Source organism: Saccharopolyspora sp. ASAGF58 (assembly GCF_012277335.1).
GTDB classification, from domain to species: domain Bacteria; phylum Actinomycetota; class Actinomycetes; order Mycobacteriales; family Pseudonocardiaceae; genus Saccharopolyspora; species Saccharopolyspora hattusasensis.
Window position 1 is genome coordinate 25758 of record NZ_CP040605.1, and the last position, 16261, is coordinate 42018.

At 67.5% G+C, this 16261-nt stretch carries 6 protein-coding genes; 3 read left to right on the plus strand and 3 right to left on the minus strand.

Going from position 1 to position 16261, the window contains the following annotated elements; all coding sequences use genetic code 11:
• Positions 1–64: 64 nt before the first annotated feature.
• The 3 genes from FDZ84_RS00040 to FDZ84_RS00050 all read left to right on the plus strand — a co-directional run bounded on the left by FDZ84_RS00040 (position 65) and on the right by FDZ84_RS00050 (position 1926).
• The gene (locus FDZ84_RS00040) at positions 65–310 is read left to right on the plus strand and encodes a hypothetical protein (protein ID WP_168584070.1); all 246 of its coding nucleotides are present in this window, start codon (positions 65–67) and stop codon (positions 308–310) included.
• Between the two features lie 536 nt (positions 311–846).
• Positions 847–1020, plus strand: coding sequence for a hypothetical protein (locus tag FDZ84_RS00045; RefSeq protein WP_168584153.1), 174 nt, complete (start codon positions 847–849; stop codon positions 1018–1020).
• Positions 1021–1308: 288 nt separating this feature from the next.
• The gene (locus FDZ84_RS00050; protein ID WP_168584154.1) at positions 1309–1926 is read left to right on the plus strand and encodes a LuxR C-terminal-related transcriptional regulator; all 618 of its coding nucleotides are present in this window, start codon (positions 1309–1311) and stop codon (positions 1924–1926) included.
• Between the two features lie 245 nt (positions 1927–2171).
• Here the strand turns inward: FDZ84_RS00050 and FDZ84_RS00055 are convergent, their stop codons facing one another.
• The 3 genes from FDZ84_RS00055 to FDZ84_RS00065 all read right to left on the minus strand — a co-directional run bounded on the left by FDZ84_RS00055 (position 2172) and on the right by FDZ84_RS00065 (position 16256).
• Positions 2172–8645: a polyketide synthase gene (locus FDZ84_RS00055; protein WP_168584155.1), complete on the minus strand. Its 6474-nt coding sequence runs from the start codon at positions 8643–8645 to the stop codon at positions 2172–2174.
• Positions 8646–8650: 5 nt separating this feature from the next.
• Positions 8651–14614: a type I polyketide synthase gene (locus FDZ84_RS00060; protein WP_168584156.1), complete on the minus strand. Its 5964-nt coding sequence runs from the start codon at positions 14612–14614 to the stop codon at positions 8651–8653.
• A 73-nt stretch (positions 14615–14687) separates the two neighbouring features.
• The gene (locus FDZ84_RS00065) at positions 14688–16256 is read right to left on the minus strand and encodes a PfaD family polyunsaturated fatty acid/polyketide biosynthesis protein (protein WP_246868701.1); all 1569 of its coding nucleotides are present in this window, start codon (positions 16254–16256) and stop codon (positions 14688–14690) included.
• Between the last annotated feature and the right edge of the window lie 5 nt (positions 16257–16261).

Genomic DNA, 16261 nt, shown 5'->3' on the forward strand with positions numbered 1-16261 from the left:
ACGTGAGCGGGCTGTCCGAAAGGTTACCGAGACTCGCGGGGAGCATGCCCCGCAGCGGTCAGCGATGCAGGCGCTGGCCGATCCACCGGGTGTTGGGACAGCCGAGACGGTGCGCAGATGGGTTCGCCACAGCGAGACCGACACCGCGGCGCGTGCGGGTGTAGCGTCCGAAAAGTCAGCGGAGTCGCAACGGCTACGCCGGGAGAATACGGAAGTCAAGCGCGACAACGCGATTCTCAAGCGCGACAACGCGATTCTCACGGCGGCGTCGGCTTTCTTCGCGGCCGAGATCGACCGGCCACATCGCTGATCACGGAGTTCATTGCAGAACACCACGACCTCCGCAAGACGCGCCTGCGGTGGCGCGTCGAGTCGACCCGTGCCGCGCTCCTGAACTTGGTGCGAAAGCCCGACGCCCCGCACAGCTGTCCCACAAGTAAAGGTCTCCAGCCCCACCTGGGCGATTCGCCCTGAGCGAGGTTGGCGAATCCAGTCGAGAAACCTGTCCGTGACATCAGCAAGCGGATGTGGGGCTGCCAGCAGAAACCAACGTTTCTGACCAAGCATCGCCCCTCACCACTTCTCGTCATGCGCGCATTCAACGCCGCACACGCGACATCGGAAGGATGTTGCCAGACAACACGGCATTCCACCACGAAAGCCCGACGAGTGTGCCCCTTTAATCCGGGCGATAGAAGAAAAGAGGCATCGGCCTCGCTCCGGCTCCGAGCTTGTTCGTGACCTCCATCGCGACCGGTGCAGGGTGCCGTTGCCGCAGGCCGGGTGTCGTGAGTACGAAAGCGGGCTCCAGCCGGTTTTTGCACTCACGACTGGTGACCAGGCACGATGGCTCTACACGTGGGCTCGCCCACCGCGCAGGCCGGTGATCTCCACCTGCCCGCCCACCACACTGGTCATCGCCTGGCCTTCTCCCGCAGCCGCGGCGTGGCTGTAGGGCCCGCGGCCGCCGCCGAGCTCCGCAGCGCGGGGACGGTCGTTGAGACGGTCAAGCGGCTGTGACAGGCGTCTCGCCATAGGCCACCCCGAGTGAAACGGGGGCAAAGAGGGTTACACGAAAGGTCAGTTCTCCTTGCGAGGGCCACAGTCGGCACGAGTTTCGGGCATGGTTGGTTGACGGCGCCGAAATAGAGAGGGAATTCTTGGCGATGCCCGACCTGCCAGACGAAGCCGGGTACGCGGTGCAGCGGTCGGAGTCCGAGATCACGCCGTGGAGACGACGTAGAGAATTCGTGAAGACAGCCTTCGCACACTGAGACCACATTGTCACGGAGCGTGTGGGAGATCCTGATGGACCAAGTGCGAGTGGCTGTGCAGGCAGCAGACCCGATCACCGTGGCCGGCCTGACGAGTTACCTGAAGTCGCGGTCGGAGTTGTTACTTGTTCCGAGCCCAGCCGAAGCCGACGTGATCGTATTCGCTGCGGATCCCGTCAACTCGAAGGTGTTGGCTGAGCTGCGAAAGTCGGCACAACAGGTGCCGGTTCCTCGTGTGCTGGTGACCAATGAACTCGACCCGTCCAATGTGCTGAGGGTGGTCGAAGCCCGCGTGGTGGCGGTGTTGCCGCGAACCGCCGCGACCGGGACGAGACTGGTCAACAGCGTGATCGCCGCGGCAAGAGGCGGCGCCGTAATGCCGCCCGACCTGCTGGGGGAGTTGCTGAAGCAGGTCGACCACCTGCAGCGCGAAGTGCTGACGCCGAAGGGCTTGAACGCTTCCGGGCTGACCAACCGCGAAGCCGACGTGCTGCGCTTGATGGCCGGCGGTCTGGACACCGCGGAGATCGCGCAGAAGTTGTGCTATTCGGAACGGACGGTCAAGAACGTCATCTACGGCTTGACCAGTCGCCTCAACCTGCGCAACCGGCCGCACGCGGTGGCCTTTGCGATGAGAGCCGGAGCGATCTGATGAGGGCACGGGGATAAGGGCAAACTGCCGATTGCGTCCCCCGTGACTGCACGCTTGCAGAACACCAGGCCGTCTAGACGAAATCGGACCGTCTCGGGCGAAATCGGGCCGTCTCGGGCAAAATCGGCGGGTCCGGCCAAGCGGGAAACGGCTGAGAATGGCATCGGTCTCGCTCGGGTCCAAGGCTTGGGGCCGGCCAGTAAGACGTGAATCTCATGGGCTCAGTTGTAAAAACGCCCAAGGGCTCACGGGTTCTGCTCAACGACGCGGAGTGCGAGTTCTGGGACGTGGTAGATGCGGGCGCCGTCGACCCACAGCGAAGCGTCGGCCACCGCGAAGCGGCCGTCGGGGTCCTCGCCGAGTTCCAGCACGTCCAGCTCGACCGTCACCGTTTGGTTGGCCGGCGTGACCTGTCCCCGGTATTTCCAGGTCAGCGGCCGATCGGTCACCAACGAAAACCGCGGGTCGGTCAGGCCATCGCCCAGACCGCGGTCGATCATGTAGAACCTCAGCAGCTGGCACATCGCTTCCACCCCCAGCGAGCCCGGTTGCACTGGGTCCTGGAAGAAGTGGGCCTTGAAATACCACTCGCCGGGCCGGACGTCCTTCTCCGCCACCACTCGGCCGAGCCCGGCCTTGCCGCCGTCGGGCCAGTACCCGGTGATGCGATCCAGCACCAGCAGCATCGGACCAGCCAGTCGCAGCGAGCCATGCCCGTCACAGGGAACCAGCTCTCGACACGAGTCGCCCGATAGTCGCTCGCTGCTGGCAGAGGGCAGGCCGATTTGCTCGGCGAATGCCTGTGTGGGAAAGAAACCGAACACGCTCGAAGCATGCAGCAACCGTTGCCCATCGGCCTCGACGTCCACAGCGAACGAGACGATGATCGTCCCGGAATACCGGGAAATGTCCAGCAGGGTAACCGTCGTGTGTAGCGTCTGCACCGACCGGTCCACCTCGCCGAGAATAGTGGCGCTGCCGTCCAGATTGCGGAAAAGAAGGTCCTCTTCGGACGACAGCGTGCATCCCGCGTAGGAGGCGAACCACCCGCACGGCTGCAGCGCCACTTCCATCAATACCGCCAACGGCATCACCGGATACCCGTTCTCCGCCCAGTACCAGGCATCCGCCGGCAGGTCGTATTCGGCGACGGCTTGACCGCCCGCGGTCATCGCGCCCTGCGGCGCGTCGACCGAGACGATCCGCGAGATGAAGTGGTACGGCGGCCCCGGTAACCGCGCCGAACGCCGGACGCCATCGAACGGGGCGAACGCGGGGCCGAACGCATCGGTCGGCTTGCCCCAGGCCGATGCGAGAAGCCCGGAACGGCCGAAGATGCCGCTGCCGACTTCGGCATCCTGAACGGGAACCAAGGTCGCCAGCGGCCAATCCGGCACCAGGCGCAGCCCGGCTCGTCTCGCGTGGAATGCCTTGACCCCGTCCACCGTGCACAGCACGTCGGCGATCAGGGTCGGTACCGGACCCGCCGAAACTTCGGTGACGAACACTTCGTAGGTGATCGACCGGCTGTCCGGGGTCACCTGGCCGCGACAGCGCATTGCCACCGGCTCGCCGGTCACCGGCTCGAACCGCCAGCCGTCGGCGTCCACGGTGTACCCGAGTGCCGCAAGGTAGAAGGCCATTGCCTGCAGGCAGCCTTCGTACATCAGGGTGCCGGGCATGCACGGGTCGTCCTTGAAGTGGCCTTCGAAGAACCAGTCGGCGGCGGAGACCGGTGTTTCCGCCCGCAGATAACCGCGTTTCCACGGACCGCCGGCCGGATCGAACTCGGTGACCTCGCGCAGCAGCTGCATCTTTCCGCCGGCGATGCGCGGGGTGCGGACGTGCGCCTGGGTGCACAGCCATTCTGGGCCGAAGCAGTCGTCCGGCCGCCCAGCCGCGAATGCGGCGACCTGCTCGGCGGCGAAGCTGCGCGCCGAGCACACCACCTGTGGTTCATCGAGCCAGCGAGCGGGTTCGGGGGTCTCGCCGGCCGGATCCCACAAGACGCCGCTGGTGTCGGCAAGCTCATGGTCGCTGAAGAACCCCGCCTGGCCGCCGCGCACGCTCAGCCTGAGTTCGCCGTCGACCCGGCAGTCGTAGTGAAAGAAGAAAAGGCGCATGCCACCGTGGTCGCCGTGACCGTCGATGTGGATGTCGAAGTCGAGCATCTCACCGGGCATGGGTGGGCTGCCGTGAAAAGTCAGCTCGCAGCCCAGCAGCCGGTAAACGCGTTCGCCACGGTTGAGCAGATCCACCCCCATCCAGCTGATCAGGAGCAAGTCCGCCTGTCCTGCCTCGATCACCAGACCGGCCGGCATGCGCCCAGCCGGATCGAGATACCACGCATCGGCGGCCACGTCGGTCTGGGTCCAGATCGTGCCGGTCCCCAACCGCCCGCGCGGCGCATCGATCGCGGTCACCCGGTCGGCCAGCAGCATCGGAGGCTGGGGCATCCGGACCTGACGCCGAAACCCGTCCTGCGCCCGGAACTCCGGCCCGAACACCTCCGAAATCCGCCCACTCGCCAACTGCACAAGCTGCTCCCGACCGAAAACCGGGCCGCTCAACTGCCCGGTCGGGTGCTGGGTCAAGGGCGCCTCTGACCAACGTGCTTGGTCAACGGTGCCCTGCACCTCGCCCCGACCGGGCGTACCGGGGCGGCGCATCAGGACCATGCGTGATTTCTCGAGCAGGGCGAGGTATTGCTGATGCACCTGGGCATGGCTTTCGAGGAACTCCTGGTGCGTCGAAGCGACGATGCGGTGCCATTCGCCGTCCGCGTGGAGTGCCGCCCTCTCGACCGGAGTCCGGACGGGTGCCGGAGCCTGGACGGGTGCCGGAGTCCGGACGGGTGCCGGAGTCCGGACGGGCAGTAGCGGCTCACCCGCCGGATCCGGGACCGGTGCCAACATCTCGCCGACGGAAGGAAGCACCGGTGCCGGATGCATTCGCTGCTCCGGGTGCGGTTCCGGTAGCACGATCGGCGGTGGATGTGCCGCGGTGGCGAAGGCCTCGACCACGGGGCGTGGCGCGGGCCGACCGGTCGCCAGCGCGCCGAGGAGCCGTTCGTGGTCGACGATGACACCCGCTGCGACCAGTTCCGCGACCGCGCGTGTTAGCTGGCGCAAACTCCGGCCGTCAGCCGAATCCAGCGCTACGGCCACATGTTCCCGGTCGCCGAGAATCCGCTGGATCCATCCCGTGCACAGCCCGCGCGGCCCGTGCTCGATGAACACCCGGACCCCGTCGCGCCACGCCCGCTCGACGGTCCCGATGAAATCGATTGTGCCGACCGCCTGCGCGGTCACGGCGTCGGCGGCATTCTGCGCGGTCACCACGTACGGCTCCGTGGTGGCGCAGGAGTAGAAGCGCACGTCCGGCAGATCGAAGGTGGGCCGGCGGTGCAGCTCCCAATACTCTCGCCGTACCTCGTCGACCTCCGGGACGTGCGCGGCAATGTCGTAGTCGAGCCGCAGAGCGTTCGGTTGTCCCAGCCGCCGCAGCACCCGCTGGCACCCCTCGGATTCGCCGCCGAGAACACTCACCCCGGGCGCGTTCATCGCCATCAGGTGCACGGCGGGTTCGCCGGCGACGGCCTCGCGGACGGCTTCCGCTGATGCGCTGACGATGTAGGCGGCCCATTTCTCGCCCGTAACGCCGTGCCGCCGCCACGCCCGGCGAACGGCGGCGAACTCCCCGGCGAGCGCGCTGGTCAACACCACGGAGTCCTCGGCCTCCGCAACCAGCCGCGGTACGTCGCGCCATGCGCCCATCGCGACCAGTGCGCTGGACTCTCCCGAGGAATAGCCGATGACCGCGGTGGGTTTCACGCCGAGCAAGCCCCGCGTGATCTCCGTGTGCAGCTGGCCGAGTACTGACGCGCCCCAAATCTGGTCCAACGCACGTGGTGCCGTCCCGGCGTACGCCCATCCGATCAGTTCGGTCAGCGACCCACAACGCTGTTCGACTCGTTGCCGGATATCCGGCAGCGCGAGCATGACCTCCCGCCCCATCCGCGGGTAGCTGGCGGAACCATTGGAGAACACGAACGCCGTTTCGCCCGCGATCGGTTCGTTCCGGAACGCCACCCCTTCCGGCTGGAGGCCCTGCCCGGCCAGCCAACGTTCGGCGGCCCCGATCCGATCGTGCAGCTGAGTCTGGTCGGATGCCAGGACGACCAGTCGCGCGGGTCCCGTGTCGGTTTCCCGGCCTGCCCGCGCGGCAGCGAGGGCTGTGGCTGCATCGGCGCCGGAAAACACGTGCAATCTGCCGACGTCATCGGCGATCCACGCAACCGCGGAGTCAGCCCGGAGTCCGAGATGTCGCTCCTGCGACCCCAGCGTCGACACCGCCACAGCCGCGCTCCGACGGCCAACGGACGGATCGGCCGGATGGTCGACACGCGGGCCAGCCGACTGGTCGACACGTGGATCGGCCGGCTGGTCGATACGCGGTATCGCCCCGTGCCGCACGGCCACGGCGGCGCACGCCACGGCCAGCAACCCCTTGGCCGCATGCGGCACCCCGAAAACGCCTGCGGGGTCGAAGGATTCTCTGCAGCGATGAGTCACCTGGTTCTGCTGGTCCGCAATTTCAATGGAAATCGAATCCCCGATTTCCATTGAAATTGCGCCGTCACCCACGACGAGGCTGACATCCGGTTGGGGGTCCGTGAGGACGGCGAGTATGTCGTCGCCGTCTCCGCGCGCGTCGTCGAGGCGTTTGAGGACCAGCACGACGGCTGCATCGCCGGGTGGGACGTCGATGTTCAGGTCTGCGAGAGCCTTGCGGTGGACCTGCTCGTGGGAGAGGTCGACGGCACCGACCAACACCGCGTCGGCCTCCCGCGTGCGCAAGGCTCGCTCACCGATTTCGAGCGCCACCAGACCGGATGCTTCCTCCGCCGAGACGGTAAAGCTCGGTCCGGCCAGGTCCAATTGGGCATTGATCCGGTTCGCCACGACGTTCGGCATCGTGCCGACGACCGCGGAAGCGTCGAGTACCGGCGCGAAAGCGTCCGGATACCGCTCGCGTAGGTCCGATTCGCCGAGGTTGCTCGCCACGCGGGTGCGGGTCGGATAGCGGGCTACCTCGGCATCGCAACCCATGCCGACCAGCACCATCGTCCGATCCCGGACCAGACTGACATCGCGCACCGCCTCGCGGGCGGCCTCCAGAATCGACACCTGCTGGCCCAGTGCCTTCTGCAGGTCCGCCGGTGGCACGCGAAGTTCCGGGACGGCGACCGCGTAATCGACGGCCGGGCTCAGGCGGGGGGTCCCACGCAGTAGAGCATCGCGGAACTCGTCGAAGTCCGCGCAGTCGGCGACTCGCGCGCCGATCCCCACGATCGCGACCTCATCGGGTCGTGAGTGCGAAGACGGGCCAGAGGCCGTTTTCGCACTCACGACCACGTTGTCGCCTGTCCATTGTTCGAGGACCAGGTGGGCGTTGTTGCCGCCGAAGCCGAACGCGCTGATCCCAGCACGACGGAGGCCTTCCCACGCTTCGGCTTCGTGCAGCAGGCGCAGCGGGGTGTCGCGCAGCGCTTCGACCGGCTCGTCGGCTCCGAGCGTTGGAGGGCGAATGCCGGCGTCCATCGCGGCAAGCACCTTCAGCACACCGGCGGCTCCTGCGGCCGTGATGAGGTGGCCGGTGTTCGACTTCGCCGAACCGATCGGCAGATCCCGCGCCCCGGCGAAGGCCCGCGAGGTGCTGCGAACCTCGACCGCATCGCCGAGGCTGGTGCCGGTCGCGTGGCACTCGAGAAGCGACACCGACTCAGGCGAGATCTCAGCGTCGGCATAGGCCTGCTGGAGCGCGCGAACCTGACCCTCCTCGGTGGGCACCAGGATGCCCTTCGACCGTCCGTCGTTGGACAGTCCGACACCCCGAATCACGCCACGAATCCGGACGCCCGCGGCGAGGGCGTCGGACAACCTCATCAGGGCGACGAAGGCCGCGCCTTCCGCCGGGACCAGGCCGTCGGCATCGCGGTGGAAGGGACGGCTGCGTCCGGTAGGGCTCAGCGCGGACAACGCACTGAACGCCTGGTGGATCGCGAGATCGTCGGTCCGGTTGACCGCGCCCGCCACCATGAGATCCGCCGTGCCATCGTGCAGGCGATCGCACGCCAACTTGATCGCGTAGAGCGACGATGCGCACGCCGCGTCCAACGCGAACGCGCCCGCACCCAAGCCGAGCGCGGCGGCCGCGAAATGCGCCGGGATACCGGAGGAAAACCGGTTCAGCGCGCTGGGTTCGGGCCCATCGAGCAGGCCGGACAAAACCGCCCGGACAGCGGGCGTCTGGTCGGACAACCACACGCTCTCGGCAAAACGCACCATGCCGTCCGTGGGCAGCGACAGATTGCCGAGCACCAGTCCGGCACGTTCGCGGGGCTGGCCGACGCCTGCTTCCCCCAGTGCTTGACGCACACCGTGCAGTACCCAGCGATACGACTCGTCCAGCACGCCGATCCGCGCGGCATCGACCTGCAACCCGTCAGGATCGAAGACACCGGCGAAGCCGGAGACATAACCGCCGATGTCACTGCTGATGCCAAGTGGCACGTCGCCGGCGGGCAGTCTCCAGCGGCCTTCGGGAACCCGGGTGAGGCTGACCCGGCGTTCGATGATGTTGTCCCAGAACGTATCCGGGTCAAGTGCGCCCGGTAGTACGCACCCACGACCGACGATGGCGATCGGCTCGAACACGCCCGTCACCTCCCGCTCGGGGCGCCATCGGGGCGGGCCACCAGGCGAAGCCCGTGCAGCTCGGCGACGGGTGTGCCGTCGGCGGCGCAGAGCTGGAGATCGCACTCAGCATGAGCGCTGTGCACCTCGCCCGCCCGGATGATGCTCGTGCCCGCACCGTCCAGCATTCCCGGACGATGCAGCCGGAATTCGCCGACGCCCATGGGCAGCGCGGCGGTCCCCAGCGCCCGCTGCGCCCACAAGGTCGCCAGCTGGATACCGCCGTCCACCGCCGCCGGATCGGTGTAACGGTGCTCATCTGGCCAGCCCAGCACACGCGCGCCGACAACCGTCCCAACCGCTCCGGCCGCGGAGACCCCGTCGACGCCGCGGAGGGCCTGGAACGCCGGACCGTGGAACAGCAGGTAGCCGTCGTAGATCGGCCTGTCGCCGAAGGCGTGCAGGCGCGCCGGGATGTCCCATCGGCGCGGTGCGCCGACCACCCTTTCAATTGTTGTTTCAGTCGAAACCGCGGTCCGTCCGCAGTCCAGTTTCGCTCGGTAATGCGGCAACTCCCCCGTGCCATGCAGGACCAGGGATCCGCCGGGCTCGCAGGTGATGCGCACGATATCGCCGTCTCCGGCAAAGTGGTCGAGGGTGATCTTGCGGAGTACGTCGAGGTCGCGAAGCGCGGCGGTTTCGCACGTTCCGGCCAGGTGCGCCGCGGCGGTGAACCACTCCAGCACCATCGCGACCGGAACCACCGTCGTGCCGGCAACGGAGTGGTCCGCCAGATACGGATGCGACCGGTCGGTGACCACGATCTCCCCGGCTGCGCTGGGCTCGGCTTTCGGGAAGCCGCCCGCGGCGCACACGACATGCACAGGCTCGCGCGCGCCCAGTACCTCGTCAACGAACGCTTTCGCCCCTGCTTCGATCGGGATCAGCTGGACTCCGGAGGCCCGCAAACGGTCGGCCAGCGACGCATCCACCATCCCGCCGTCCCAAGGGCCCCACGCAATGGTGCGAACCAGGCACCCCGGTCGTTTCGCGCGCTCCGCCGCGGCGATCTGGGTGATGACCTCGTTGGCCATCGCGTAGTCGCTCTGCCCCGCGTTGCCGTAGCAGGCGGCGACCGAGGAGAACACGCAGAGGAGATCAAGGGGATCGTCCGCTGTCACGTCGAGCAGGGTGCGCAGACCGCCGACCTTCGTGCCGAAGACGTAGTCGAGCTGTTCGTCGGTCTTGTCCTTGATGGTCTTGTCCGCCAGCACCCCGGCACCGTGCACGACCCCAGTGATAGGCCCCCACTGCGCGCGCACTTCCGCCAGAGCCTCGGTCAGCGCCGCGCTGTCGCGGACGTCCACGGGAAGATAGCGGGCCGGCGAACCGCAGGATTCGAGCGCGTCGAGCGTCGCCCGGATTTCGCGGCAGGAAAGCACTCTGGCGGTTTCGGATCTGATCCGCTGCGGTGCGGTTGACTCACCACTGGTCCGCAGGTGCTCGGCCACCGCCTCCCGCACCGCTGCCTCGCCGGACACGCCACGCAAGTAAGACGGCTCTTCCGCCAAGGGCGTGCGGCCGAGCAGGACGACCTTCGGTTTGCGTGCGGCGGCGAGGGCTCGCGCCGCCATCGCGGTCACACCGCGCGCTCCACCGCTGATGACGATCACGGACTCCGGACCGATCACATCGGTCCACGGGTCGCCGAACGGCGCATCGGCGTGGTGGAGCACGGTGCGGGCGCCGTCAGCGGTCAGTCCCACATCAGTCACCCCGCCGCCGGTGAGCAGCTCACGAGCGATTGCCCGGGCCAGCTCGACGCCGCTGCGCCCACCCCGCTCGCAGTCGATCGCTTTGACCGCCGTACCCGGCCATTCCTTCGCGGCGGTACGCGCCAGCGCCGCGACCCCACCGAGCCACACGCGTTCCGGCGCGGAGCCGGACAGCCCGAAGTCACCACCGGTGTCCTGCACCGTAACGAAAACCCTGGGTGTTTCCGGACGACCAGCGACCATCGCGCGAGCCACCCGCAAAGCGTCCCGGTTGACCCCGATTGCCTCATCTGCCGAGCCAGAGCGCAGGCCCCCGAGGAAGATGACGCCGTCGGTGTCGCCCTGGACGTCCGCGGTGACGAACGCGCGCACACCGTGCTCGACGAGTTCGGCCGCCAGCGGCTCGGCCACGCCGGTTCCGTCCTCGGTGATCGCTATAGACGCGCCGATCAACCCGGACAGCGCGAACCCGGCCGCCGGTGCCCGCCGGGCCGAAATAGCCAGTCGCGTCAACTCGGTTGGCTTGTCACTCGGCGCTATTTCCTGGGGTACGGCAGGTTCGGCTGCGACGTGCACCACGCCGCTGTCTCCGGCGCCGAGCAGTTCAGCCACCTCGCCCAGCGTTCCGGCGGCACCCAGCAACGCCGGATCAACCTCTGCCAGACCGGGAACCCGTTCCCGCACCGCCGAAAGAATCTCCACCCGCTTTATCGAATCAATGCCCAGATCCGATTCCAGCTCCATCCCCGCATCAAGCACGCTCAACGGATAACCCGTCTTCTCCGCGACCACCTCCAACACCAACCCCACATCAACACGACTCGACTCCGGCTCCGCAGCCGGGTTCTCAACCGGGTTCTCAACCGAAGCCGGGTATGCGTCGTATGCGTCGTATGACGGTGCCACGGAATCAGCAGCCGGAACCGGAACGCCCACGGGTTCCGGTGGAGGCGATGGCGTTTGGGGCACGGTGTAGCCGGCATGGCCCCACGGGGGAACCGCGGGCTGCACGGCAGCCGCTTCGGGCACGCTAGCGGAAGAGAACCCGCCGGACGCTGCTTCCGGCACGCCGCCGGAAGACAACCCGCCGAGAGCCGCTTCGGACATGCGGAGGAACGCCAGGTGCGTCTCGGCCATCACGCGCTGGTAGGTGGCATGCGCTTCGCTCGCCTGCCGCTGCGTCTCCCGCAACGCGTCCAGCCAGGGGTCCGAAACGGGATGCGGCGCACTCCTGACCAGGTTGCTTGGTGAAGGATGCCCCTCACCCGGCACCCAGTCGGGGGGAGGTCGATGTCCTTGAACGACAGGTTCGTCCACGGGTTCGGGAACTGGGGTGGTGATCTTGGCCTGCTGTGGTGGGTTGGGCGGCGGGAGTTCGTGGGCACCGCCGGGCGGCGGATACGGTTTGCCGTAGTTCGCGCCGAGCAGGTCCACTGTCATGCCGGGTTTTTCGTCCATTCGGGGTTCCTCGATCGGCGTGAACGGGCACCACAGTGCCTCGAAGTTCAGGGGAATGCCGCGCACGGCGAGCTGGGCCAGCCCTTCGTGCAGGGCGGTGACCCCGTCGGTACGGGCGTGATCCAGGCTGACCGACAGGTGTTCGCGTCCGGCCAGGATGTCGCTGGTCAGTCTCGCGAGGGTCGCTCCCGCACCGACCTCGACGAACGTACGGACACCGTTGGCGTGCATGGTCTCGATCTGGTCTACGAACCGGACCGGCCGCTGAAGGTGGTCGGCGAGGCGGTCCCGGATCGGGTCCGGGTCGGGCGGGTAACGATCGGCTTCCGCGTTCGAGTACGCGTCGATTCGCGGCGGCTCGACGTCCACTGCCGTAAGGAATTCCCGCAGCGGTGCGCGGGCGGAGTCCATGAGCGGGCTGTGAAAAGCGGCGGCCGTGTTCAGTTTCCGGGCAGCTCGGCCGGCTTCGGCAAGCCATTTCGCCAGCCGGTCGATCGCCTCGGTGGTGCCGGACACCACGACTTGTTTGGGTGCGTTGTGGTTGGCGACCCACAGCTGGTCGTCGAGATCCGCAACGACCGAGCGGACGTCGTCGATGGAGCCTGCGACCGCGAGCATAGCTCCTTGTGACGCGGCGGCGTCCCGCATCAGTTCGCCGCGCTTGCGTGCCAGCCTGATGAGCGTCTCGGCGTCGTAGCAACCGGCGACGTGCAACGCGACCAGTTCTCCGAAGCTGTGCCCCGCAACGGCATCCGGCGACACACCCAAGGTGCGCAGAACTTCCAGCAACGCAAGGCTTTGCACAGCGAGAGCCGGTTGTGCCCATTCCGTGCGGGTCAGCAGGCGGTCTTGCGCGGCCCGCTCGTCCTCGGTGAAGGCGGGAGGCGGGAATACCAAGCGGTGCAGCGCGACACCGTCGAAGCTGATTCCAGCGGCCGAGTCCCACGCACTCCTGGCGGCCGGATGAAGCATCGCGACCTCTGCGCCCATCCCGACGTACTGGCTGCCCTGCCCGGAGAACAGGAGTCCCAGCTTGCCGGGATCGGTACGACGAGGCGCATAGTAGACACCTCGCGGGGCGGACAGCGCCGTTTCCGGATCCGCTTCGATGCGGTCCGCTGTCTCTGCCAGCTTCGCGGTCAGATCGGCTTCGGTGGTCGCCACGATCGCCAGTCTGGACTGGGCGGTGTGGTCGAACGCGCCTTGTGTCTCCCGCGCGATCGCGGCCAGCGGGCGGGAGACACCGGTGCTTGCCCGGCATGCGCTCACGAGCGCCTGCGGGGAATCGGCCGAGAACAGAACCAGCTCGGAGGAGGCGGCCCTGGTCAAATCGGGCGCACGGCTCTCCGACCCCGGCGAGGGCCGGTACTCCTCCAACGTGACGTGGAAATCTGTTCCGCCGAAGCCGAAGCTGGACACCGCAGCGCGCCGCGGATGGCTGCCGTCGCTGATCCACGGACGTGCCTGGGTGTTCAGGTAGAACGGGCTGCCGGCGAATCCGAGTGCCGGATTGGGGCGGTCGACCTTGATCGTCGGAGGCAATGCCTTTTGACTCAATGCGAGCGTGGCCTTTAGCAGACCGGCAGCGCCCGCCGCGTTCTTGGTGTGGCCGATCTGCGACTTCACCGAGCCAAGCGCGCACCACTGGGAGTCGGAGCGTCCGGCCGCGCCGAACACGGCTCGAAGCCCGGCGAACTCGGCAGCGTCCCCGGCAGCAGTTCCAGTGCCGTGCGCCTCGACTAGCTCCACCGTTTCCGGACCGTAGCCCGCGGAGTCGTAGGCCCGGCGCAGCGCCCTGGCCTGTCCTTCGGGCACCGGCGCGTAGATGGAGCTGCCGCGCCCGTCCGAGGCGGTGCCGATGCCACGGATGACCGCGTGAATCCGGTCGCCGTCGCGCTCGGCATCTTCGAGGCGGCGAATCGCGAACAGGACAATCCCTTCCCCGAGAACCATGCCGTCGGCCTGGTCCGAGAAGGGACGGCAATCGCCAGTTGGAGAAAGCGCGGGTGTCTTGCTGAAGCAGGTGTACATCACCGGATCGTTGAGTGTGTCCACACCGCCGGTGATCACCAAGTCGGCCTGACCGGTGGCGAGTTCGTTCGCCCCGCTGGACAACGCAGCCAACGAGCTCGCACACGCGGCGTCCGTGGTGTAGTTGCTCCCGTGCAGATCGAACCTGTTCGCGATCCGCCCGGCCACGACGTTGCTGAGTAAGCCGGGCAGGCTGGCCTCCTGCCACGGGACGTAGCTGGCTGCGATTCGATCGCAGATCGCCTGCGCCTGGTCCTCGGCGATGCCGCTGTCCCGCAACGCCTTCAGCCACACCGGCCGCTGGATGCGACTGCCCATAGTGGTCAGCAGTTCCAGCGACGACGTGCCGAGGATTACGCTCACCCGCTCGCGATCCACACCCGACAGGCCGGGAAGGCCGGACAGCAGTTGTTCGGCTGCCACGAGTGCAAGCAGTTGACTGGTGTCGGTGGCTTCCAACACCTTGGGGGGAATGCCGTGAGCGAGCGGATCGAACGGCACCGGCGAGAGGAACGCGCCGCGATGCGCATAGGTCTTGTCCGGTGCCGCCGGATCCGGGTCGTAGTGGTCCTCGACCAGCCAGTGCGTCGCCGGTACCTCGGTGACCTGGTCTTCTCCCGTCACGACGGTGCGCCAGAATCCGCCCGGATCGGAAGAACCCGGCAGCAGCGCGCTGACCCCGACAATCGCGACCGGCGGCATGGTTCTCGTTCTCGCCTCGGGCATGGCCTTGTCCTCAGTGTCGATGGTCCCGTGAGTGTTTTGGGGTGCTATGACACCCCGAAACACTCACGGGCTCTTATGTAAGCCTGCGCGGCGTGAAGCGGAAAGCGGTCGCGGGGACCGGCACTCCGTAGGTGCGCAGCTGGTGGGCTCTGGTCACCACCGCAGCACCTTCCAGCAGATTGCGGGCGACCTGCACGACACTGCGGTTCGCCGGGTCCGCGAGGAAACTGCCGGCCGCCCAGCGGTTGAAGGCTCCCGTTGCCGGCCCGCACCAGAGCTGGTAATCGGCGCGGCGCGTCGTCTCGCCATGGATCGCCCACCAGCTCGACCTGCCCAAGTACCACCGGCATACCAGCGCCATGCGGTGTTTCGGATCGGCCTCGGCGCGAGAAAGCTCGTCAGGATCCCGCTCCAGCCAGTAGCGCCGCGTCTCCGCCCAGACGTCCGCGATCGTGGCGCCCAGCACACTACGTTCGAGCTTTTCGGCCTCCCGGTCGGGCATTTCGTCGAACGACCGATACTGCCGGTAGATCTGGTACAGCTGGTTCGCACGCGGGCCGAACATGGTGCCCTTGCGGAGCACCTGCACCTTGGCGCCAAGCTCGAACATGTCTGAGGCTGGTGCCATCATCACGTCCGCGATGTCGGCCGCCGCAAGCATTTCCTTCGCCTCCGCCGAGATTCCGGCCTCCAGGCAGGTCTGGTTCACCGACCCGGTGAGCACGTAGGCCGCCCCGGCGGCAAGGGCCGACGCGACACCGTGGGGCGTGCCGAGGCCACCCGCAGCACCGATCCGAACGTTGCGCCCATGCCGGAATCGGGTGCTCAACGCATCACGCAGCTCCATGATCCGGGGCAGCAACGATGCGAGCGGCCGGTTGTCGGTATGCCCACCGCTGTCGGCTTCCACGGTGATGTCCTCGGCCACGGGGACGCGCTTGGCGAGTTCGGCTTCGTCAGCGGTGATCCGGCCATTCACGACCAGCTCATCCAGCAGGCGCTGCGGTGCCGGGGCGATGAACTTCTCCGCGACCTCCGGGCGGGAGATCTTCGCGAACACCCGTGTCCCGCGGACGATCCGGCCACTGCGGTCTGTTCGCAGTCCGGATGCTGCCAACTGGACCACCGTCGGAGTCAGATCCATGAACGCGGAGGCCGAAACCGCGGGCACCTGCTCCCGGAGGAGCATGTCGACCAGGTGCCTCTCCCACGCCGGATTCTGTGGCGCGTGGATGACGTTCACTCCCCAGTTCTGCCGGTCCGGCAACGCTTCCCGGAGGTTTTGCACCGTCGCCGTCACCTTGGGAACGGGGATACCCGCGGCGCCGAAGAAGCCGAGCATGTCCGCTCGTGCCATGGCGATCACCAGCTCCGCGGTCGCGATTCCGTTCGCCATTTCGCCCGCGACATAGGGAAACCGCGTGCCATGAACCTCGTTGAAGGAGCGGTCACCCAGCCATTCCGGGTACAGCGGCGGCAAGGTGGCCAGCACACGCCGACCGCGCGGGTCGCCGACGATGGCGCCGATTCCGTTGCCGGGGGTCGCGACGATCCGGACTTCTTCACGAATCCTTGCCACCACGTCGGCAAGCGGCTCCTGCGCTCCGGGTTGCACGACGCTGGGGACCGTGGTCGAGGACATCTTCA

Excerpts from the sequence above, each read along its gene's own strand:
- FDZ84_RS00045 (WP_168584153.1), top strand. The coding sequence starts at position 847 with ATGGCTCTACACGTGGGCTCGCCCACCGCGCAGGCCGGTGATCTCCAC.
- FDZ84_RS00060 (WP_168584156.1), bottom strand. The coding sequence starts at position 14,614 with ATGCCCGAGGCGAGAACGAGAACCATGCCGCCGGTCGCGATTGTCGGG.
- FDZ84_RS00040 (WP_168584070.1), top strand. The coding sequence starts at position 65 with ATGCAGGCGCTGGCCGATCCACCGGGTGTTGGGACAGCCGAGACGGTG.
- FDZ84_RS00065 (WP_246868701.1), bottom strand. The coding sequence starts at position 16,256 with ATGTCCTCGACCACGGTCCCCAGCGTCGTGCAACCCGGAGCGCAGGAG.
- FDZ84_RS00050 (WP_168584154.1), top strand. The coding sequence starts at position 1,309 with ATGGACCAAGTGCGAGTGGCTGTGCAGGCAGCAGACCCGATCACCGTG.